The sequence below is a fragment of the Reichenbachiella sp. genome (assembly GCF_965223055.1).
GTDB lineage: Bacteria > Bacteroidota > Bacteroidia > Cytophagales > Cyclobacteriaceae > Reichenbachiella.
In genome coordinates this window covers 161,128-182,106 of sequence record NZ_CBDCVM010000005.1, presented here as the reverse complement: position 1 = coordinate 182,106, position 20,979 = coordinate 161,128, and the positions used below count along the sequence as shown (strand labels likewise).

Annotated in this window: 18 protein-coding genes; 12 read left to right on the top strand and 6 right to left on the bottom strand. The window is 40.7% G+C overall.

Going from position 1 to position 20,979, the window contains the following annotated elements; genetic code table 11:
* Window positions 1-9: 9 nt before the first annotated feature.
* Window positions 10-780 (bottom strand): uroporphyrinogen-III C-methyltransferase, encoded by a 771-nt coding sequence (cobA, locus tag ACOQO5_RS03815; RefSeq protein ID WP_420580355.1) that lies wholly within the window; start codon window positions 778-780, stop codon window positions 10-12.
* A 163-nt stretch (window positions 781-943) separates the two neighbouring features.
* Complete coding sequence (locus tag ACOQO5_RS03810) at window positions 944-3,067, bottom strand: nitrite reductase (RefSeq protein WP_420580354.1); 2,124 nt, start codon at window positions 3,065-3,067, stop codon at window positions 944-946.
* A gap of 477 nt (window positions 3,068-3,544) precedes the next feature.
* Between ACOQO5_RS03810 and ACOQO5_RS03805 the strand changes: the two genes are divergently transcribed.
* Both ACOQO5_RS03805 and ACOQO5_RS03800 read left to right on the top strand, forming a co-directional pair.
* Entirely contained in the window at window positions 3,545-4,024 is a 480-nt protein-coding gene (locus tag ACOQO5_RS03805; protein WP_420580353.1) for a DUF6702 family protein, read from the top strand.
* Window positions 4,021-5,823, top strand: a complete 1,803-nt coding sequence (locus ACOQO5_RS03800) for a YHYH protein (RefSeq protein WP_420580352.1) — start codon at window positions 4,021-4,023, stop codon at window positions 5,821-5,823. The genes ACOQO5_RS03805 and ACOQO5_RS03800 overlap by 4 nt, the downstream gene beginning before the upstream one ends.
* A gap of 23 nt (window positions 5,824-5,846) precedes the next feature.
* On the opposite strand, the gene ACOQO5_RS03795 is transcribed toward ACOQO5_RS03800, so the two are convergent.
* Together ACOQO5_RS03795 and ACOQO5_RS03790 are read right to left on the bottom strand one after the other, a co-directional pair.
* Window positions 5,847-6,608 (bottom strand): LytR/AlgR family response regulator transcription factor, encoded by a 762-nt coding sequence (locus tag ACOQO5_RS03795; protein WP_420580351.1) that lies wholly within the window; start codon window positions 6,606-6,608, stop codon window positions 5,847-5,849.
* On the bottom strand, window positions 6,589-7,653 hold the full coding sequence (locus ACOQO5_RS03790; RefSeq protein ID WP_420580350.1) for a sensor histidine kinase: 1,065 nt from the start codon (window positions 7,651-7,653) through the stop codon (window positions 6,589-6,591). The genes ACOQO5_RS03795 and ACOQO5_RS03790 overlap by 20 nt, the downstream gene beginning before the upstream one ends.
* Window positions 7,654-7,887: 234 nt before the next feature.
* On the opposite strand from ACOQO5_RS03790, the gene ACOQO5_RS03785 reads away from it, so the two are divergent.
* The 3 genes from ACOQO5_RS03785 to ACOQO5_RS03775 all read left to right on the top strand — a co-directional run bounded on the left by ACOQO5_RS03785 (window position 7,888) and on the right by ACOQO5_RS03775 (window position 12,038).
* The gene (locus ACOQO5_RS03785; RefSeq protein ID WP_420580349.1) at window positions 7,888-10,296 is read left to right on the top strand and encodes a TonB-dependent receptor; all 2,409 of its coding nucleotides are present in this window, start codon (window positions 7,888-7,890) and stop codon (window positions 10,294-10,296) included.
* A gap of 122 nt (window positions 10,297-10,418) precedes the next feature.
* Window positions 10,419-11,303 carry a hypothetical protein gene (locus ACOQO5_RS03780; RefSeq protein WP_420580348.1) on the top strand — a complete coding sequence of 295 codons (885 nt, stop codon included), beginning with the start codon at window positions 10,419-10,421 and terminating at the stop codon, window positions 11,301-11,303.
* 12 nt (window positions 11,304-11,315) lie between these two features.
* Window positions 11,316-12,038 carry a dienelactone hydrolase family protein gene (locus ACOQO5_RS03775; RefSeq protein ID WP_420580347.1) on the top strand — a complete coding sequence of 241 codons (723 nt, stop codon included), beginning with the start codon at window positions 11,316-11,318 and terminating at the stop codon, window positions 12,036-12,038.
* Between the two features lie 50 nt (window positions 12,039-12,088).
* Here ACOQO5_RS03775 and glmM read toward each other — a convergent pair whose 3' ends face one another.
* Together glmM and ACOQO5_RS03765 are read right to left on the bottom strand one after the other, a co-directional pair.
* Complete coding sequence (gene glmM / locus ACOQO5_RS03770; protein ID WP_420580346.1) at window positions 12,089-13,486, bottom strand: phosphoglucosamine mutase; 1,398 nt, start codon at window positions 13,484-13,486, stop codon at window positions 12,089-12,091.
* Between the two features lie 144 nt (window positions 13,487-13,630).
* Window positions 13,631-13,858, bottom strand: a complete 228-nt coding sequence (locus ACOQO5_RS03765) for a hypothetical protein (RefSeq protein WP_420580345.1) — start codon at window positions 13,856-13,858, stop codon at window positions 13,631-13,633.
* 84 nt (window positions 13,859-13,942) lie between these two features.
* On the opposite strand from ACOQO5_RS03765, the gene mazG reads away from it, so the two are divergent.
* The 7 genes from mazG (at window position 13,943) to ACOQO5_RS03730 (ending at window position 20,960) form a co-directional block, all read left to right on the top strand.
* Window positions 13,943-14,743: a nucleoside triphosphate pyrophosphohydrolase gene (gene mazG, locus ACOQO5_RS03760; RefSeq protein WP_420580344.1), complete on the top strand. Its 801-nt coding sequence runs from the start codon at window positions 13,943-13,945 to the stop codon at window positions 14,741-14,743.
* 6 nt (window positions 14,744-14,749) lie between these two features.
* The gene (locus ACOQO5_RS03755; RefSeq protein ID WP_420580343.1) at window positions 14,750-15,793 is read left to right on the top strand and encodes an acyltransferase family protein; all 1,044 of its coding nucleotides are present in this window, start codon (window positions 14,750-14,752) and stop codon (window positions 15,791-15,793) included.
* Complete coding sequence (gene ispF / locus ACOQO5_RS03750) at window positions 15,790-16,278, top strand: 2-C-methyl-D-erythritol 2,4-cyclodiphosphate synthase (RefSeq protein WP_420580342.1); 489 nt, start codon at window positions 15,790-15,792, stop codon at window positions 16,276-16,278. The genes ACOQO5_RS03755 and ispF overlap by 4 nt, the downstream gene beginning before the upstream one ends.
* Window positions 16,271-16,963, top strand: coding sequence for a tRNA (5-methylaminomethyl-2-thiouridine)(34)-methyltransferase MnmD (gene mnmD / locus ACOQO5_RS03745; RefSeq protein ID WP_420580341.1), 693 nt, complete (start codon window positions 16,271-16,273; stop codon window positions 16,961-16,963). The genes ispF and mnmD overlap by 8 nt, the downstream gene beginning before the upstream one ends.
* Window positions 16,964-17,064: 101 nt before the next feature.
* A complete protein-coding gene (gene trkA / locus ACOQO5_RS03740; protein WP_420580340.1) occupies window positions 17,065-18,405 on the top strand; it encodes a Trk system potassium transporter TrkA in 1,341 nt (446 codons plus the stop codon).
* Entirely contained in the window at window positions 18,402-19,859 is a 1,458-nt protein-coding gene (locus tag ACOQO5_RS03735; protein WP_420580339.1) for a TrkH family potassium uptake protein, read from the top strand. The genes trkA and ACOQO5_RS03735 overlap by 4 nt, the downstream gene beginning before the upstream one ends.
* A 6-nt stretch (window positions 19,860-19,865) precedes the next feature.
* Entirely contained in the window at window positions 19,866-20,960 is a 1,095-nt protein-coding gene (locus ACOQO5_RS03730; protein ID WP_420580338.1) for a prolipoprotein diacylglyceryl transferase, read from the top strand.
* The last annotated feature ends 19 nt before the right edge of the window (window positions 20,961-20,979 follow it).

Here is a 20,979-nt window from a genome sequence, read left to right as displayed (position 1 = left end):
GTTGGGGGTTTATTTGGATATAACGATTTTATCCAAGGTGCTGTTTAGTTTTTCTTTACCTAAAGCTACAGTTTCTCCAATGACTATTATAGCCGGAGAACCGATATTATTTTCTAATGCCAGTTCTTGTAGGTTGCTGACATTTCCAATCACAATTTTTTCGTCAGGTCGAGAACCATTTTGTATGATGGCTGCTGGTGTTTCGGCCTTCCCACTCGCAGAATAAATAGCAAGAATCTCAGGCAATTTTTTCACGCCCATCAGGATTACACTCGTTACACTAGACTTCGCTGCATGCTCAATGTCGGAAGACAGCTGTCCGCTCCGTGTGGTACCAGTCATTACCCAAAAGCTTTCGTTGATACCTCTACGTGTCAGGGGAATCTGATTGAGTGCAGGCACAGAAATTGCACTCGTAACTCCAGGCACCAAGTCTACTACCAGTCCATGTTTTTCGGCATATTCTAGCTCTTCGTGGCCTCTTCCAAAGACATAAGGATCTCCACCCTTGAGCCTCACTACATGACCATACTTGATGGCATGATCTACAATCATCTGATTGATCACATGCTGTTGGTAATGGTGCAGCCCGGCACGCTTGCCTACGAATACTTTCTTGGTATCAGGCGCACAAAAATCTAAAAGCTCTTCATTAGCAAGGGCATCGTACAATACGACGTCGGCTGCTTTCAAAGCTTTGATGCCTTTGAGAGTGATCAAATCCGGATCGCCCGGACCTGCACCTACCAAGGTTAATTTAGGAGCTTTTAGATTTTTCATTTTTTCTTATGATTAGTAGGGTTCTAAGACAAAAAACATAGCGTCATCACGAAGGAGGCACGACTGAAGTGATCTTATTTTTGTATCGCAGGGATGAGATTGCTTCTTCTCTCGTTCCTCGTTCCTCGCAATGACGACATTTGTTTTTTGTTCTTCGTTCTTATCACGCTGGCTCTTCCACCAACAAATCTTTTTGTACTTCTTTTACTCTTTCGAGGAATTTGGCAGCCTCTTCTCTATATGCCGTAGCGAAGGCTTCAGAAGGTTCGTTCTGATTGATTTTCAAAACAAAATCTTTGAATGTTCCGCCAGTTAGGCTTTTGAAATCTTGCCCAAATTCTTCTTCGAAAGCATTCATCACAGTCACTTGATTATTTACCGTAATGCCCTTGTCAATTAACAGTGCTTTCGCCGCATTGATGAATACATTATAGGTATGGTAGATAGAATCGGCGATGTTTCCACCTTCGAATGCTTCCTGTGCCCACACGAATTTTTCTTCTGCGTCGTGCATCAAAGTCGAGAACAAGTCGATAATCACACCGGCACATTCGCCCACCTCAGTTTCTACTTCAAACTGCTCTTCTTTACCCCAATCGATGTAGTCAGAGGGCTTCAATGTTTCCAAATCAGCCAAAAACTTCAACAACTGGTAGAAGTAGTCTTTGCCTTGTCTTCTGAAGTAATCGTAGTAGTATTCTCCTTCGTTGCTATTTTCTTCGTAATCGTTGAACAATACACGAAGCACATCTGGCGTACGCTTGCTTGGCACTTTGATTACCTTCTCTGCGATGAAGCCGTCTCCATTGCTACCCAATCCACCACCAAGTAAAACCTGTACTGCAGGGATGGTTTTCTTGTTCACCTTGTTTCTCAAAGACGATCCATGAAAGCCGATTGAAGCAATCGCATGCTGACCACAAGAGTTTGGACATCCACTGATTTTGATGTGGAGGTCGTTGTTTTTGATCAACTCAGGATATTCTTTTTCAATGACGTTTTCTAGCTCTAAAGCTACTCTTGTACTGTTAGAAATACCCAAATTACAAGTATCGGTACCGGCACAAGCAATGATATCTCCGGTACTATTGAATCCTGGATCAGCCAAGTTCAATGCCTCTAACTCAGCATAAAGCGACTTCAAGCTTTCTTCTTTTACAAATCGAAGAATATAGCCCTGGTTTACAGTTACTCTGATATCATCAGCAGCATATTTCAAAACTACATCACCAAACTTGTGTGCCTTTTCCCAGTTCATATCGCCATTTGGCAATTTGATAGAGACGGCGAAGAAACCTTCTTGCTTTTGTTCCCACACATTAGTGGCTCTCCACGCTTCGTATTTCTCCTGATCGTTGATCGCCTTGTCGGAGAATCCTAATTTCTCTGGAAGTCTAGGCTGGCCCAAAAGATTTTTGACTACATACGACTGTGTACTCAAAGCTTTTCTTTCTTCTTCTACCAATCTCATCACTTCGTCGATGCCGATTTCAGAAATCAAGAATTTGAAACGAGCTTTCATTCTTCTTTTTCTTTCGCCATAGCGATCGAATACTCTTAGCAATGCCTCAGTGAAAGGAATCATTTGATCTTCAGGTAAGAAGTCGAATGCTTTTTGAGCTGGAACAGGCTGAGCACCCAGTCCACCACCGATCATTACTTTAAAACCTCTTACTTCTTTACCACTTTCAGTTTTCACTTTTGGGATAAACCCAATGTCGTGAATGAATGAGATACCCGTATCTTTTTCACTCGATGAAAACGAGATCTTGAACTTACGTCCCATTTCCTGACAAACAGGGTTTCTCAAAAAGTATTTGAACAGCGCATGTGCATAAGGAGAAACATCAAATGGCTCGTCCTTGTCGATACCAGCCACCGGAGAGGCCGTTACATTTCTGAGTGTGTTTCCACAAGCTTCACGCAAGGTGATATCGTCTTGTTCCAGCTTTGCCCAAAGTTCTGGCGTTCGGTCGAGGCTCACGTAGTGCACCTGAATATCCTGGCGTGTGGTAGCATGTAGGTTGCCACCACCAAATTCGTTAGAGATGTCGGCAATTCTTCTCAATTGCTGTACACTCATTTTACCGAATGGTATCTTAATTCGAACCATCTGGTTGCCAGGTTGGCGTTGGCCATAGACGCCACGGGCTAATCTCAAACTTCTGAATTTGTCCGGGTCAATTTTACCTTCACGGAAAATTTGAATTTTGTCTGCCAGGGCAATGATGTCTTTTTGGACGACTGGGTTGTCTAGATTTTCAAGTTCTGATCTAAAACTTTGCATGGTATATTCTGATTTTAGTCCAATAAAAAAGCCTCTCCTGATTTCTCGGGAGAGGCTTTTTAATGTCTTATTGTTATGTTGATTAACTAGTCTTTTTCAATAATTCATTAAATGTATATCTCCCGCTATATGAAAGCATACAGCAACAACACATCCAACAGATGTTCATTATTGAGATATTATTTAATGTTGTTTTCTTCATTTCGTCCTTTCAGGATGTGATTCCTTCAACGGAGTTTGATAATTCAGGGTTCAAAGATAGAAGGGAAATTTGTTTTAGTGCGAGTTTTTGGCAAAAAGATAATTCTTGGGTTAATATTTTAACAGAATCACAACAGAACGTGAGAATTATTGCGGATTGGCTAATTCGAAATATTTCTGCTCCGAATATGAGGCCATGTTTTGGCAAAATATAGTAGGTAGGGTAAGCACTCCTCTCATCGTTGTATCCATGTAAAATCTATCGATTAAAATTTTATGAGAGGGAAATTTTTTGCGCTTAGTATGATGCTGATGAATGGGGTTTTTAGCATTCAAGCCCATGATCTCAACTTCGGGTTGTTCGAATTGTTTGAAGAAGGACAGGCCTACTATATGGAAATCAGATTAGACAAGGTAAATCTGGTAAAGGCGGTAGGCAACGATGTAGGCACCACAAAGGAAGATTGGAATTGTGCCCTGTCTCAATACCTCAATGATCGTATGAGTTTGGCGATCAATGGGCAAAGTGCTTCGCTCGAATACACTGCAATAAATTTTCACGAAGAAGTAGTCATTATTTCAGCCAAAGTTGATTTGCCACACACGCAAATCACAGATATAACGGTGAGCAACACTGTTTTACTCGAAACCATAGAAAATCAAACCAATATTATAAAAGCCACTTTTCACAATAAGAAGAGGTCCTTTCGGCTAAGCAAAGACAGGATTTCTACCATTATAAAATATGAGCTATGAGAAATTTTAACAATCAATTGAGAACAATACTCACTGCAGGCGTGCTGCTAATTATTATGTGTGCCTGTACAGAGGACGAGTTGGGGTCTTCGAACAACAATCCTGTTGTGACTACTGCTATAGATGATCTTTCGTTGGCTTCTGGATTTGAGATTTATGAAGTTTCCTTGACCAATGTCTTTAGCGACGAAGACGGCGACGCCTTGGTGCTGACGGCTACGAGCGGTGATGAGAATGTTGTCTTGGTCGAAATCTCAAGCACTACACTTACTTTGATAGAACAAGCAAATGGTACGGCCACTATTAATGTATCTGCTACCGACACGGATGGGGCTAGTATTTCTGAAAGCTTTACATTGACTATTGGCGATAACAGTACGCCAAGCGTGGCCAATGAAATCTCAGATCAGAATCTTACGGCAGGTTTTGGTGCCGCTACGGTCGAACTGACCAATGTCTTTGTAGATGCAGATGGCGATGCCTTAACATACGCTGCATCGAGTAGCGATCAAGAGGTTGTGACGGTAAGTGTGTCCGGAACAACGTTAACTATTACCGAAGTGGCTGTTGGATCCACTAATGTAAATGTGACGGCCACGGACCCTAGTGGTCAAAAAGTATCAGACTCTTTTGTGGTCACCATAGCTGCTTCGAACACGTCTTCCGATATTTTCACTTTCTCCAATCAAGATGGAAACAGTTTGACCATAACTTCTTGGACGGCGATAGATGAAGTAGATGGTTATGTCATACTAATGAATACGGAAGACAATTTTACAAACTTGACCGATGGAGAAGATTTGCATGGAAGCACCACTTACAATGGAGTGGGTCAGCAGCTGGTGTACAATGGAACGAGTATCAAGTCACTGGAGATTACCATCCTGGAGATGGATAAATCATATTATTTCAAACTGGTGCCTTATACAGGGTCTCACGTATATGATCACCAGTATGCTGGCGAGGAGGCTTCTACCACTTCATGCTCATACAGTAGCACTACAGTGAGTGAGGTTTGTTTTTCTATCAGCGGTGATGTGAGAACGATTTCATCCAATCAATATCCGAGCCATGCCGTGGGCAGTTTTCCAAATGCAGATCCTACGGCCATTCAGGACTCACATGATTTTGACCTAACGCCCGCGCAAGCTGCAAGCATTACTTATGTGTATGATGAAACAGGCGGGCCGACTCCTTCTAATGATAATTTCTGGCAGTTTGGTACCGCAGTGAATGGCATTGAATTTCACCCCATGGGCTTGAAGCCATGGGAGCATCCGGACACAGGAGAAGAAAACTGGGAATGGCAAGCCAAGGTGACTGAAGAAAATGAAACAGGGCTTGATGCCTATGGAGCACATGTGACTACAGCAGGCAACTATCATTATCATGGCGACATTGTAGCGCTGGCAGATGAAGAAGATGGTTCCAGACATTCACTGCTTTATGGTTTTGCGGCAGATGGATTCCCCATATATTATAAGTATGGATATGCTAATGAAAATGACCCATCTTCGGCTATCAAAGAATTGAAGTCTAGCTATCAGCTAAAGTCAGGTTCTAGAACGGGCACTGGTACGGCAGGAGAAGATTACCCTGACGGTACCCATGATGGCACTTATATTCAAGATTTTGAATATGTGAATGGCCTGGGAGATTTGGACGAATGTAATGGCCGAACAGGAGTGACTCCGGAATATCCTGATGGCACCTACTATTATGTGATTACCGCCGATTTTCCGGTTACCCCAAATTGTTTTGTAGGCACCCCCGACGAGTCCTTCAAAATTGGAAAATAATACATAGGCTTTTTGAGAAGAAGTTAGCCAAGCCACTGCTTAAACGCAGTGGCTTTTTCGCTACTTACGATGATTTGTTCTTCATGAGCAAAGGTAGTTTCTACCAGCAGCTTGCTTTTGCCAAACTTATGAACTGCTTCTATGGAACTGTAATTGAGGATGTATTGCCTGTTTGCTCGGTAATATTTTTCAGGATCCAGTTCTCTGTAAATTTCATCGAGCGTTTGATCCATCAGATACTTCTTTTCTGTTTTGGTTCTTAGGTATACCAAACCAGATTGGGCGAAAAAGCACAGGATATCCTCAGTTTCAACAGACATCATTTTTTCTCCCATTTTTACCAAAAAGCGTGACTTAAATTTTCGGTCATCGAGGCGAATGTTTTTGATCAGCTCCTGAATAGAGGGAGTATCCGGTTCCGAAAATTGAGATTTTAAGCTTTTGTATTTTTCCAGACTTCGATGTAGGTCATTTTTGTTGATGGGTTTGAGCAAGTAATCTATGCTATTGACTTTAAAAGCCTTGAGCATGTATTCATCAAAAGCAGTAGTGAAAATCACCGGCTTGTTTATCTCAGCCTGTTCAAAGATTTCAAAACTCAGGCCATCACTGAGTTGTATGTCCATGAAGATCAGATCTGGACATTGATGATGATTCAGCCATTTGACTGCCTCTTTTACACCATCAAAGACTTCTACAATCTGAATAGAATCATCAATTTCCTCTAGCATTTTCTGCAATCTGCGAAACGCCGGAGCCTCGTCTTCAATGATTAATACCGTCATGGGCAGGTTTTTTTGTTAACTCGATTTCACTGAACATCTCAATCAAAGGTACAGCGACCATGTAATTGTTTTGAGAGGTGATCACTTCAATGTCACGCTGACCTAAAAATTCATAGCGTTTACGAATATTAGCCAGCCCGGTTTTGGTTGACTTTTCCAGAGTTCTTTTCAGTTGTAAATTGTTTTTGACGACTACTACATCGTTTCTTTCCATGTAAATATCAATCTGAAGGGGTTTAGTTTTAGAAATAACGTTGTGCTTGATGGCATTTTCGATAAGCATTTGAAGGGTCAAAGGAGCGATGTAGAGCTCTTCATATCCGGAATCAATTGTAAAATTGACTTCGAGGTTTTCAGGGTAGCGCATTTGCAATAAGTAGACGTACGATTTAGAAAAGGAGAGCTCCTCTTTTAATGTCACGAGTTCCCTTTCCTTGTTTTGGAGGATGTAGCGATAGACTTCCGACAAGGTCTGTGTAAAATCTATGGCAAGCTTTTGATCTTCCGCGATTAGAGTGGTCAGTGTATTAAGACTGTTGAACAAGAAGTGAGGGCTCATTTGGTTTTGCAACACTTCGAATTGGGTCCTTATTTGCTGATTCCGAAATTGTTCTGCCAGAGCAAATGATTTTTTCCATTGTTGAAAAAAATAGGCTCCTTCATAGATGGATGAAACCATAAATGCAGCTACCATATTGATTTCTGAATTCATGAATAAATTTTTGATATTTTCCAGGTCATCCAGGCTCACTATTCCCAAAGCGAGTCGGATGAGGTTGGGACAGATAATCAAAAACAGAGTAACTACCAAGTAAGTCACTACCAGACGACGGCCTGTCTGTGGTAGATCTGGAAATTTTTTTCGCAATTGAAAAATAATTAGGACGGCTCCATTCCAAAGAACCCCTGTAAAAACAAGTGAAATTAGAATGTTTTGCAGCATGGTGTTTTGTTCATGCTCATGATCTTTTACAATAAAAGACATGAAAAACCCTACAACAGGAATTCCTATCCATCGAATCACTTTTTCGCTAGGCCACTTCATAGTTGCAATATTATTAGGTTTCGGATCATTTTAGACTATTCCTACCAGTGAAGCGTGAAATTGTACCACTGAAACCTTCCAAATGGCCCATGAGCTTTCTGTGAATTTCAGAAATTTTCATTCCTGCATTTGCCCGATTCATCTTATAAAATTCCCAACTCAGTCAATTTGTATCCTATAATGTAAACCCTAACTCTAATTTCGAGTCTGTAATGAAAATTCAAAACCAAAACCATGAATAAAAATTTGATCATTGCTGTTGGCCTAATAGTAGCCTTACTTAGCCTAAAAGCCAGAGCACAGACTCAGACGGTAAAGGGGCAAATACTCGATGCCCAAGCAGAATATCCTCTTTTTGGAGCAACGGTCGGACTGATCGGATCCAACCCATATCTAGGAACAGTCGCTGATGTGGATGGCTATTTCAAACTAGAAAATGTGCCAATAGGCAGACAAACACTGCTCGTGCAATACCTGGGATACAAAAACCAAACAATTCCTAATGTATTGGTCACAACTGGAAAAGAAGTAGTCATACAAGTGAAACTAGAAGAATCTGTTGAGAAGATGGAAGAGATAGTTATAACAGCGGATGCTAATAAGGATTTGCCCATCAATGAGTTGGCTAAAGTTAGTGCTAGAACATTTAGTTTGGAGGAAGTCACTCGATTTTCGGGTGGCAGAAATGATGTTGCAAGAATGGCAGCATCATTTGCAGGAGTAAGCGCACCTGACGATTCCAGAAATGACATTGTAGTACGTGGCAACTCTCCTAGCGGTTTGCTTTGGCGAATTGAGGGTTTGCCTGTGGCAACTGTCAATCACTACAATACATTGGGATCAACTGGTGGGCCAGTCAGTGCTTTGAATACCAACCTTCTGCGAAACTCTGATTTCATGACCGGTGCTTTTCCTGCAGAATATGGAAATGCCAATGCCGCTGTTTTTGATGTGAATTTTAGAAATGGAAATACAGATAAATATGAATTCACTGGCCAATTGTCTGCCTTTTCCGGGCTGGAGTTTATGGCGGAAGGACCAATTAGTAGAAAAAACAATTCTTCGTTTGTAGCCTCTTATAGGTATGGGATAGCCCGCTTTGCTGCGCCAGGCACAAGCGCAGTTCCGATATACCATGACTTTTCGTTCAAGGCCAATCTTGGCGATACCAAAATCGGGCGGTTCGAATTGTTTGGTTTGGGTGGTACGAGCAAAATCGATTTTTTTGGAGATGAAATCGACGAAACAGATCTATTTGCCAATCCGTTTGAGGATGCCTATGTAGACAATACTTTAGGTATCGTAGGCCTTTCTCATTTGTTGAGATTGAATAAGACTACTTTTATCAAAACTATTTTAGGAGCCTCAACAACCTATGGCAAGTATGAGCAGGATAATTTGATCAAGGAAGCTGATGGAAATACCATTCAAAAGTATCGGGCTACTAATGTTAAAAATACAGAAAACAGATACACAATAAGTTCGACTTTCAATAAGAAATTCAATGCAAGTTGGTCTCTACGAGCAGGAGTTGTGGCGGAGTTATATGACGCTAATTTTTTTGCAGAAGATCGAGACAACCAAGCCAACATTCCTGATGATAATGGAGATGGTATACCAGATTATTTTGTGCTCATCAGAGACTTCAAAGATCAATACATTGTGTCTCAAGGGTTTGCACAGGCTGAGTACAATATTTCAGATGAACTAAGCGTCACGGCGGGTTTTCATAGTCAATACCACAGTTACACTGGTTCTGCAATGCTAGAACCAAGAGCGGCTATCAGTTGGCAGTTTGATCCATTGCAGCGATTGAGTTTAGCTTATGGTCTGCATGGCCAAGCCGTTCCTAGCCCGATTTTATTCTATGAGGAGGAGGTGAGCCCAGGAGTATATGAAATGACTAATGACCATTTGGATTTTACAAAAAGCCATCATTTCGTTCTTGGCTATGATAGAAACCTTGGGCCGAGTTGGAGACTAAAGGCGGAAACGTATTATCAGCACATTTTCAATGTGCCTGTAGAGCAGACGCCAAGTAGTTATTCTATAATCAATGAAGGTGCTGACTTTGTCTATGAAGAAAAAGGGTCGTTGGTAAATAAAGGTACTGGACGTAATTATGGGGCTGAAATTACACTGGAGAAGTTTTTTAGCAACAACTATTATCTACTGATGACAACCTCTGTATTTGATTCGAAATACAAAGGCAGCGATGGAATTGAAAGAAACACAGCCTTCAACAATCATTTCGTGTACAATGTGCTATTTGGTAAAGAATGGAAATTCGGTAAAGGCAATAAAAATGCCTGGACTTTTGATACAAAGCTGACGACCTCAGGAGGTAAGCCCTATACGCCTATTGACTTAGACGGCACTCGAAACAATGCAGGAGAAGAAGTAAGGTTTGATAATGAGGCCTATTCTATGCGCTATGGCAATTACTTTAGATGGGATGTAAAATTTGGAGTTAGGATAAATAGTGACAAAAAGAACGTATCACATCAATTCTTTATTGATCTACAAAACGTGACAAATAGAAAGAATGAATTTGTGAAAAGATACAATGAAGTAACGGATGAAATCAATGTGGTTGAGCAAATCGGATTCTTCCCGGACATCTTGTATAGAATACAGTTTTGATGACGAGCGTATGGATTTGAACCCCGATTTATCGGGGTTTTTTTATGCTTTGTTGAGAGTAGGGAAATGGAACACTTGTCCTTTTATATATTTGAAGACTTATTCTATTTTTTCCTACATCTATGAGACTACTTTCTCTACTCATACTTTCTCTTTCCATTCATTTTTCAGGTTTGGCACAAGATAGCCTCGTACTCAAAACAGGGAAGCGTATTCCATACACAAGAATGTCTATATATGACGATCAGGTTGAAATAAAACATGGGTCGACCAAGGAGTTTCACATCTTTCCTTGTGATGAAGTTTATGGATATAGCGAGGGAATGAAAGAACGAACTTATTTCATCAAACCCAACCCGGAAGAAGACAATTGGGGACATTTCCTGACCTTAAAAAGAGTGCTCGTGGGGAAAATATCGCTCTTCGAAAGCACGGGCAATAATCAATGCTTATATGCCGAAAAGGATGGAAAGTTCGAAAAGGTTTTTAGCGTAACAGAATCAAAATCTGAAAAGCAGAAGCGATTGGATATTTTAAAATCTTTTGTGAGTGACGACGACGAGTCCATGGCTTATATTTCTTCTTCTGGCTTCAAGTTCAAATGGAAAGAAATAGAAACGGTTGCCAGCTATTACAACAAACGAAATCATGACGAAAGAGTGCCTGCGGAACAGGATGTCATGGGCTGGGTGTATTTGTATCGAACTCAATTTCAAAAAACTAAGGATCGCATCATAATAGAGATGTATGGTGAAGACCATGATTTGTACGTTGAAGATTATATTATTTTGCCTATGCCGATAGGTTATGCTAGCAAATTGTCGCTCAGGGATTCGGAAGTCCGAAGCACTCATATCATGTCTGGCGAACTGGAAGAACAGTATTTTGAAGTCCTTTATGACTCGAAGTCCAATACCTTCAGGTTTGACAAAAAGACCGGAACCGAATTGCAGTATGAGTTCTACAAAATCCGAGATAAAGTAGGAAAGAAAATCACCCATGACTAAATAGAAGCACTAATGATTCAGACGGAAAAAATCATCTATAAGGACCCAAAAAACAGTAATACTTTCGAAGGATTTATTTGTTGGGATGATGCTATAGGAGGAGTAAAACCAGGTGTTTTGGTATCACATACCTTTAAGGGGCAATCTGCTTTTGAAATAGGTAAGGCACAAGATTTGGCAGCCTTGGGTTATGTAGGTTTTGCCTTGGATATGTATGGAGTAGGAGAACGGGCAACTACTCCAGAAGATGCGGATGCGCTGATGCAACCTTTTTTAGATGACCGTGCCCTATTGCTCAATAATATCATATTGGCTTTTGAAACTTTAAAAAGTCACCCTGAGGTGGACGCTTCTCGATGTGGAGGTATTGGGTTTTGTTTTGGAGGAAAATGTATGTTGGACCTGGCTCGTTCAGGGGCCGATATTAGTGGCGTAGTCAGTTTTCATGGCATCTATGATCAGCCGGGATTGGATCACCAAGGTAATATCAATGCTTCTGTATTGGTCTTACACGGATGGGATGATCCTCTGGCAAAACCAGATAGTACGGTGGCCTTGGGTAATGAGCTCACAGAAAGAAAAGCTGATTGGCAAATTCTGGCTTTTGGTCATACTGGACACGCCTTCACTAATCCAGCTGCTAAATTTCCTGAAAACGGTATGTTTTATCAAGAGGCCTCCAACCGCAGAGCTTGGCAGGCGATGACTAATTTCTTTGAAGAGGTTTTTAAATAGTTCTGATAACTTTTCCAAAGTTCGAAACTTTGGAAAAGTTAAAAGATGTTTTAGTCTTCCACCTTCTCAGTCACAATCTCCTTGATATCCATGATCAATTTGTTGGCCATGGCATCAGCTGTGTTTCTAGAGTCAGATTCCGCGTAGATTCTAATGATCGTTTCTGTATTTGATTTTCTCAAATGCACCCACTCCTTATCGAATTCTATTTTCACTCCATCTTCAGTGTTGATTGGTTGTTTGGCGTACTTGTTTTTTACCTCTTCTAGCACCATGTCCACATCAATCTCCGGAGTCAAATCAATCTTGTTTTTAGAGATGTGATAGTTTGGATACATAGCTCTCAACAAAGAAGCAGACTTGCCAAACTTTGCAAGATGTGTCAAGAAAAGTGCGATTCCCACTAAGGCATCTCGTCCATAGTGCAACTCTGGCAAAATGACTCCGCCGTTGCCTTCTCCGCCTATGATGGCGTTGGTGGCCTTCATTTTGTTTACCACATTGACTTCACCTACAGCAGAAGCTTCATAACTCCCTCCCGCTTTTTCAGTCACATCTCGTAATGCACGGGTAGAAGACATGTTAGAAACCGAATTGCCCGGTTTGTTTTTTACTACATAGTCAGCGATAGTCACCAAGGTATATTCTTCCCCATAAGGCTCACCATTATCACCAACGAAAGCCAAACGGTCCACATCAGGATCTACTACAATACCCAAGTCCAAATGTCCGCCTTCTACTTCATTACAGATGTGTGTGATGTTCTCAGGTAACGGTTCTGGGTTGTGAGGAAACAAACCATTCGGTTCACCGAAAAAGATTTCGTAATCGGTCACGCCCAGTTTTTCGAGCAGCTTAGGAATTGCGATGCCACCTGTAGAATTCACAGCATCTACACCTATTTTGAACTTACGATTTTTGATAGCTTCTACGTCTACCAAATCCAGTTCAAGTATTTTATCAATGTGATAATCTATATAGGTGTCGTTTTGTTCGTATTTACCAAGGTCTTTAGATAGGGCAAATTCAATTTCACCTGAATCGGCCAATTCTAATATTTTCTCCCCTTCAGCTGCTGAGATAAATTCTCCTTTCGAGTTCAAAAGTTTCAAAGCGTTCCAGCCGTTCGGATTGTGGCTAGCTGTAATAATGATACCTCCGCCTGCATTTTCAGCTGGTACCGCCATCTCTACTGTAGGAGTGGTAGAAAGACCAAGATCTACTACGTCTATACCTAAGCCTTGTAGTGTTCCAGCAGCTATTTTTGTGATTAACTCTCCCGAAGGGCGGGCATCTCTACCAATTACTACTTTGTTAATTCCAGAATTCTCTTTCGCCCAATGTCCGAATGCAGCAGCATATTTTACTACGTCATTTGGAGTTAGGGATTCTCCTTCTTTGCCACCTATGGTGCCTCTAATTCCAGAAATTGATTTAATCAGTGTCATCTATTTGATGTATAAGTTTTGGGGTGCGCAAAAGTAGACAAACCATTGAGATTCAAAAATGTCTATCGAATTTTTGCTTAAGCTCCCGTTAATACGTTTTAATTATTACTCTTTAGAAATGCTGGTTGTCGCGTTTTCGACAAATTAAAATTTACTCATGACTTTGTCCACTTCATTTTCAGGGTTGCCACAAGCATCCCCCGCTGCTACTGTCTTTCCGCAATAGCCACAAGCTTCTCCTTCTTTATTGAGATATGGGTTTTGCGAAGCACAAGTGCCTTTGAATTCTCCATTTTTTAAAAAAATGAGCCTTACGCTCATAAAAATGAAGAATATCGCTACAAATCCAATGCCTAATAATATAGTAGTCATATTTTCAAAAGTTGAATGCAAATTTATACATTAAAGCCAATAGCTTTGTCAAAAGTTCCACATTAATGACAAAGATCACTTTTCATGTCCTCTCCAAAAAGTAAGCCAGATAACAATCGCGCAGCCAAATTGGCCGCATTTGACAGATTATTGACTGTTATGGATGAGCTCAGAGAAAATTGTCCATGGGACATGAAGCAAACACTCGAATCCATTCGTCACCTCACTATTGAGGAAACCTACGAGCTTTCGGATGCTATCCTTGAAAATGATTTGCAGGAAGTGAAGAAAGAGATAGGTGATATTATGCTACACATGGTTTTCTATTCTCGAATAGCTTCAGAGACCAATGCGTTTGATATAGCAGATGTATTAAATGGCATCTGCGATAAACTTGTCCACCGACACCCACACATCTATGGCGATGTAGAAGCCAAGGATGAAAAGCAGGTAAAAGAGAATTGGGAGAAGCTCAAACTCAAGGAGAAGGGCAATGTTTCTGTTCTTGGAGGCGTACCAAAATCATTGCCAGCCATGGTCAAAGCCATGCGAATTCAAGAGAAGGCAAGAGGAGTAGGTTTTGATTGGGATAATCAAAACCAAGTATGGGACAAGGTGCATGAAGAGCTGGACGAATTCAAAACAGAGGTGGAAAAGAATGACCAGGAAAAGGCTCGAGACGAGTTTGGTGACTTACTTTTTTCATTGGTCAATTATTCTCGGTTCGTAAATATAGATCCCGAGGAAGCGCTTGAACGTACGAACAAAAAATTTATCAAAAGATTTCAATACCTGGAATCTGAAAGCAAAAAGGACGGCAAAGCCATGGGTGAAATGACATTGGCTGAAATGGATGAGTACTGGGAGAAAGCGAAAGACGCCTGATGGTCAATGATTTTTGCAAGACTCAAGCATATTTTAAATCAATCAGATAGAATAAGTGCGTTCGACTTTGTGAGAGCAATGGCTGCCATGTCTGTATTAATCACGCATTTCGAGATTGTGGATACTTTAAGTATTGATATCGACGCTTTTTTTATTTTGTCCGGCTATCTCATTACCCAGTTCTTGTACGAGGATGAATCTCTAGACATCAACAAGAAATATCTGGTGAAGAGGATAACTAAGATTTTGCCGTCGTATTTCTTTTTTGTTATCGTGGCATTTTTATTGGGCAGCTTATTTTTTAAAAATATTTATGGAGAAAATCTGCCCATTCTAAGTGAGTGGAAACAGTACTTTTTCTTTTATCGCAACTATGGTGGTTTGCCCCCTAGGTGGTCTTTCGAGCACCTTTGGACGATTTGTGTAGAGGAGCATTTCTATTTCTTAATGCTATTTATTTCTGTCTTGTGGTTTAACAGAATGGATTTTAGAGCACGCATTCCTTGGATCTTGTTTGGGATATTATTGCTGAGCCTTATGGCCAAAATTCAAGCGATGTTCACTCTAATCGCTGAGTACCCAACCTACACACACAATCGACTGGATGCTTTTTGCATAGGGGGAATTATGTATTTGTTCCAGGACCGCTATATATCGATCCCCAAGGTGAAGAAATTGATAGCCGCAATACTTGCCATTATTATACTTGGGACAGTAATAATTTTTGATCAGTCAATCAATGGTTTACTCTTGCGATGCCTATCGCCTATCATGCTGTCGATTGTATTTATTTATCTGCTAGAAATCGAATTTCAAAAAATATTTACGGTACTGGCGTATTATAGCTATAACCTCTATCTATGGCACAATTTTTTGGTTATACCTGTGGTGTATTACTGGGGGTTTAGCTGGATGGGCTTTTTGATCTATACGACATTGTCGTTTGCTCTAGCAGTTTTTACCACTCATATGGTAGAAGATTATTTTATTTCGAAAAGAAGCATGATTTTTACCATTCTTTTCAAAGAACAAAAAAGTAAGAATACATGAAGCCAAATATAAGAGTAGGTTATGGTTATGATGTACATCAATTAGCTGAAGGGCAACCTTTTTGGCTTGGAGGAATAGAAGTACCTCACTCCCATGGAGCTGTCGGGCATTCAGATGCAGATGTTTTGATTCATGTGATTTGTGATGCGTTGCTGGGCGCTGCTAATATGCGTGACATAGGTTTTCATTTTGCGGACACTGATCCGAAATTCAAAGGAATTGACAGCAAAATACTATTGGCTGATGTGATGAAACTAATTCGAGATGCGGATTACGAAGTGGGCAATATAGACTGCACGATTTGTTTGCAAAGACCTAAAGTCAACCCTCACATTCCAGAAATGAAAATGGTACTTGCCGAAGTGATTGGGATAGAAGAGAATGACTTATCCATCAAAGCCACAACCACCGAGAAACTAGGGTTCGTAGGAAAAGAAGAAGGAGTGTCAGCACATGCCGTAGTATTAATCTATAAAAATGCCTGACATCAAAGTAATTGAAACAAGAGACGGATCTTCGTCACTTCTTATTCCCGAAATGAATGAAACGTATCATTCAACTCATGGAGCGATCACCGAATCCGAGTATGTGTTCTTAAAAATGGGAGTAGACCATTTTCTCGAAAATCATCCTAATCAAAACGAAATTCGAATACTTGAAATAGGTTTTGGAACGGGCCTGAACGCATGGCTTACAGCTTTAGCAGCTGAAGAATTGAAAGTAAAATTCAAATTCACATCTATTGAAAAGTTTCCCTTAGATTCAAATCTAATTGACCAACTCAACTACAAATACAAAAAAGATACTGCTGAATCTAGAAAAATATTTGAAAACATTCATCGTGCGGATTGGGGAAAAGAATGTTCCATTAGAGATTGGTTTGATTTAACGAAAGAGCAAACAGATATTGCCGATTTTAATCCAGCCAATGAATCATTTGACCTCATCTATTTCGATGCTTTTGCTCCATCCAAACAACCGGAAATGTGGTCTCAAAATGTTCTGACAAAGATGTATGACCTTTTAAAAAACAGAGGAGTATTCGTTACTTATTGTGCACAAGGGCAATTTAAAAGAGACCTAAAAGCCGTAGGGTTTGAAACAGAAGAATTAAAAGGTCCTCCTGGAAAAAAGGAAATGACAAGAGGAACGAAGGTCGAAGTGATATAATAACTCGTCGAAATTCGGTTAACAAAATGATGGATTCGTTTCACAACATGAGGGTTTTTTTATATTTGCTTACACCAACCGCTAAAAGGGATTAGCCAGATATGAGGATTATAATAGCAGGTGCAGGAGATGTTGGGTTTCATTTGGCCAAATTGTTGGCATTCGAGGCACACGACATCAATATCATTGATACCGATGATGAAAAACTGCAATATATTGCGAACCACCTCGATGTACATACGACAAAAGGCAATTCCACTTCTTTTCGGACACTCGAAGAAGCTCAGGTCGCTAAGGCCGACTTGCTGATCGCAGTCACTGAATCTGAAGCGACTAATATATCGACTTCGATTATTGGCAAAAACCTGGGGGCACGTAAAACGATCGCCAGAATCACTAACACTGAATATCTACACAAAAAAGAGATCCTTGATCTCAAAGATATCGGTATCGACGAAATTATCTCACCTGAATCATTGGCTGCCAAAGAGATCAAAAGACTGCTGAAGCAAACAGCTTTGACAGATTTGTTTGATTTCGAAAAGGGCACTTTGTCCTTGGTGGGGATCACCATCGACGAACATTCGGAGCTTTGTGAAAAAACACTGGTGGAGGCTGCTTATCTCAATCCGGATCATAGTTTTACGACTGTGGCCATTCTCCGTAATGGAGAAACCATTATTCCTCATGGAGACAATAAGTTCAAAAACAACGATCACGCATACTTCATATGCCAGCCCGATGGTGTAGAGCGCGTATTGGATTTGGCGAAAAAGCAAAGCGAGGAGATCAGGAATATCATGATCCTGGGAGGAAGTAAGATCGGTATTCAGGCGGCTCTCCAATTGAGCAAAAAATACAATATAAAGTTGATTGAGGAAGACCGGGACAAATGTTTCGAACTGGCTGACACCTTGCAAAACACCATGATCATCAATGGTGATGGTCGGGATGTAGAGTTGCTCAAAGAGGAAGGAATAGATGACATGGACGCATTTATTGCCGTCACGGGAAACTCAGAGACTAACATTATTTCTTCTTTGGTCGCTAAGAATCATGGCGTAGGCAAAACGATTTCCTTGGTTGAGAATATGGATTACATCCACCTGTCACAGAACATTGGAGTGGATACCATGATCAATAAAAAACTGATTGCGGCTAGTTTTATTTTCAGATACATTAGAAAAGGTCAGGTAGTCAATATGACTACCATACATGGCGTAGATGCTGAAATTTTGGAATTTGAGGTCACAGAAGGCTCAAAAATTCTGGAACATGAATTAAGAAATCTTGAGTTCCCTAAATCGGCCATTATTGGAGGAGTCATCCGGAATGGACAAGGGATTATTGCTAGAGGCAATTTTCACTTTGAGGTGAAAGACAGGGTGGTGGTATTGTCGAGATCTGAATGCATTAGAAAAGTAGAAGGATACTTCAAATGAGATTTAACTACAGAGTAATCTTCAATGTCCTTGGGCTTTTGGTTTTGCTCAATGGTGCCTTCATGATGCTATGTATTCCGTTTAGTTTGCATTTCAATGATGGTGATATCGTTCCGATTCTGAAATCTGGCGGCATCACAATGCTAGTCGGTTACATCACATTTGCCCTGACTAGAAAAAACAGAACCAAAGACTTAAAGAAAAAAGATGGTTATCTCATTGTGACCTTAGGTTGGCTGACCATGTCTGTTTTTGGAACATTGCCCTACATTCTTAGCGGATCGATACCCAATTTTACAGATGCTTTTTTTGAAACTATTTCTGGATTTACAACGACAGGCGCTACTATTCTCACGGATATAGAATCTATAGACAAAGGTGTTTTGTTTTGGAGAAGTTTGACCCAATGGATTGGCGGAATGGGGATCATTGTTTTGGCAGTGGCTATCTTGCCTATTTTGGGCATTGGGGGCATGCAGCTCTTTGTGGCAGAAGCACCGGGTATCACGCCGGACAAATTGAAACCAAGAATTACCGAGACGGCTAAAAGGCTTTGGTTGATCTATGTAGGCTTGACTCTTACAGAAATGCTCTTGTTGTGGATAGGTGGCATGACATTCTATGATGCGATCAATCACGCCTTGACTACCATGGCCACAGGAGGATTTTCTACTAAAAATGCGAGTATCGCTCACTACCAGTCGCCGTACATTCAATATGTGATTACATTTTTCATGTTCTTGGCTGGAACTAATTTCACCCTGACTTATTTCGGTTTACATGGAAAATTCATGACCGTTTACAAAAATGAAGAATTCAGGTTTTATGCCTCATTCTGTATTCTATTGACAGTCATTTGTTCTGTTAGTGTTTTTACACATTCAGACCAAAGTTTAGAAAGTTCATTTCGAGATGGACTGTTTCAAGTGATTTCAATAATTACCACCACAGGATACGTAACTGCCGATTATAGCCAATGGGCTTCTTCGATTGTAATTCTCATGTTTGTAATGATGTTCATAGGCGCCTCTGCAGGAAGTACTGCCGGAGGCGTAAAAATCGTTAGACACATCGTCTTGATTAAAAACAGTATCCTTGAACTCAAAAGACAATTGCATCCATCGGCCATCATTCCGGTACGATTGAATAAAAAAGCAGTCCACCGAGACATTACTTTTAACATTCTGGCCTTTATTATGATCTACATTTCCATCTTTGCTGTAGGGTCAGTGATCATGGGATGGATAGGTACAGATTTTCTTACGGCTGTCGGTTCTGTAGCTACATGTCTGGGGAACATTGGTCCTGGATTGGGTCAAGTTGGGCCTGTGGATAACTTTGCCGTCATTCCAGATACCGGCAAGTGGTTTTTATCCTTTTTGATGCTTCTGGGTAGACTGGAGCTATTTACTGTATTGATTTTACTGACGCCATATTTCTGGCGCAAAATATAACTACGCATGACATCTATTCTTGATTTTATCATCTGGAGCCCGAGCCCGGAAATATTCACCATACCTGGAATTGACAGAGAAGTTCGTTGGTATGGGTTGCTTTTTGCCATGGGTTTTATTGTGGCTCAGCAAGTCATGTATTGGGTATTCAAAAAAGAAAATAAGAACCCAAAAGACGTGGATCAGTTGACTATGTATTTGGTCATTGCGGTGGTAGTGGGTGCTCGCTTGGGGCATTGTCTATTTTACAACCCCACTTATTATTTAAGCAATCCAATCGAAATCATCAAGATTTGGGAAGGTGGTCTAGCGAGTCACGGAGGAGCCATAGGGATGTTCATTGCGTTGTATCTTTTTGCTAAGAAATATGGATTCACCTATCTATGGATTTTAGATCGTGTAGCGATTGTGACTGTTCTAGTTGGGGCATTTATCCGGTTTGGAAATTTTATGAATTCTGAAATCATCGGTCTGCCAACAGGCACAGATAACGGTATCGTTTTTTCTCGAAGTGTAGAAGATATGTTTTTGAGAGGGGATGAAAGAATCGAAGAAGTCTCCTTTGAAAAAGGTGGAACGGCAGAGAGTGATAGCGCAGGATTGGTGCCAATGATTGTGGTGCTGGAGTATAAGCGAGGGATCGACTTAGATGAAGAAACCTCTAGAAATTTCTTTGAGCGAAGTGTGCCCAATGCCTTTGCAAGATCAAGCAGTGTGAGCAAACATGTTTATTATAAGTCTGGCATGAATGTGCCCTATGAGCTATATAAAGAAGGAGGTGTGCAGTATGCAAAAATTCACACACTGGGTATTCCCAGACACCCGGGTCAGCTGTATGAATCTATAGCCTGTGTGCTTATGTTTTTAATTCTCGCACATGTGTGGTACTACCACAGATCACAGATTAAAGAGGGTTTTCTATTCGGTTTCTTCATGACTATGCTTTGGTCAGAAAGATTCTTTGTTGAGTTTTTCAAAGAAAACCAGGAAGCTTGGGAAGCTGACATTCCACTCAATATGGGGCAGTGGTTGAGTATTCCGCTTTTCCTTTGGGGCGTGACTTTTATGGTGAAGTATTGGGGATTTGGGGAGAAAAAGTGATCTTTTCCAAAGTTTGAAT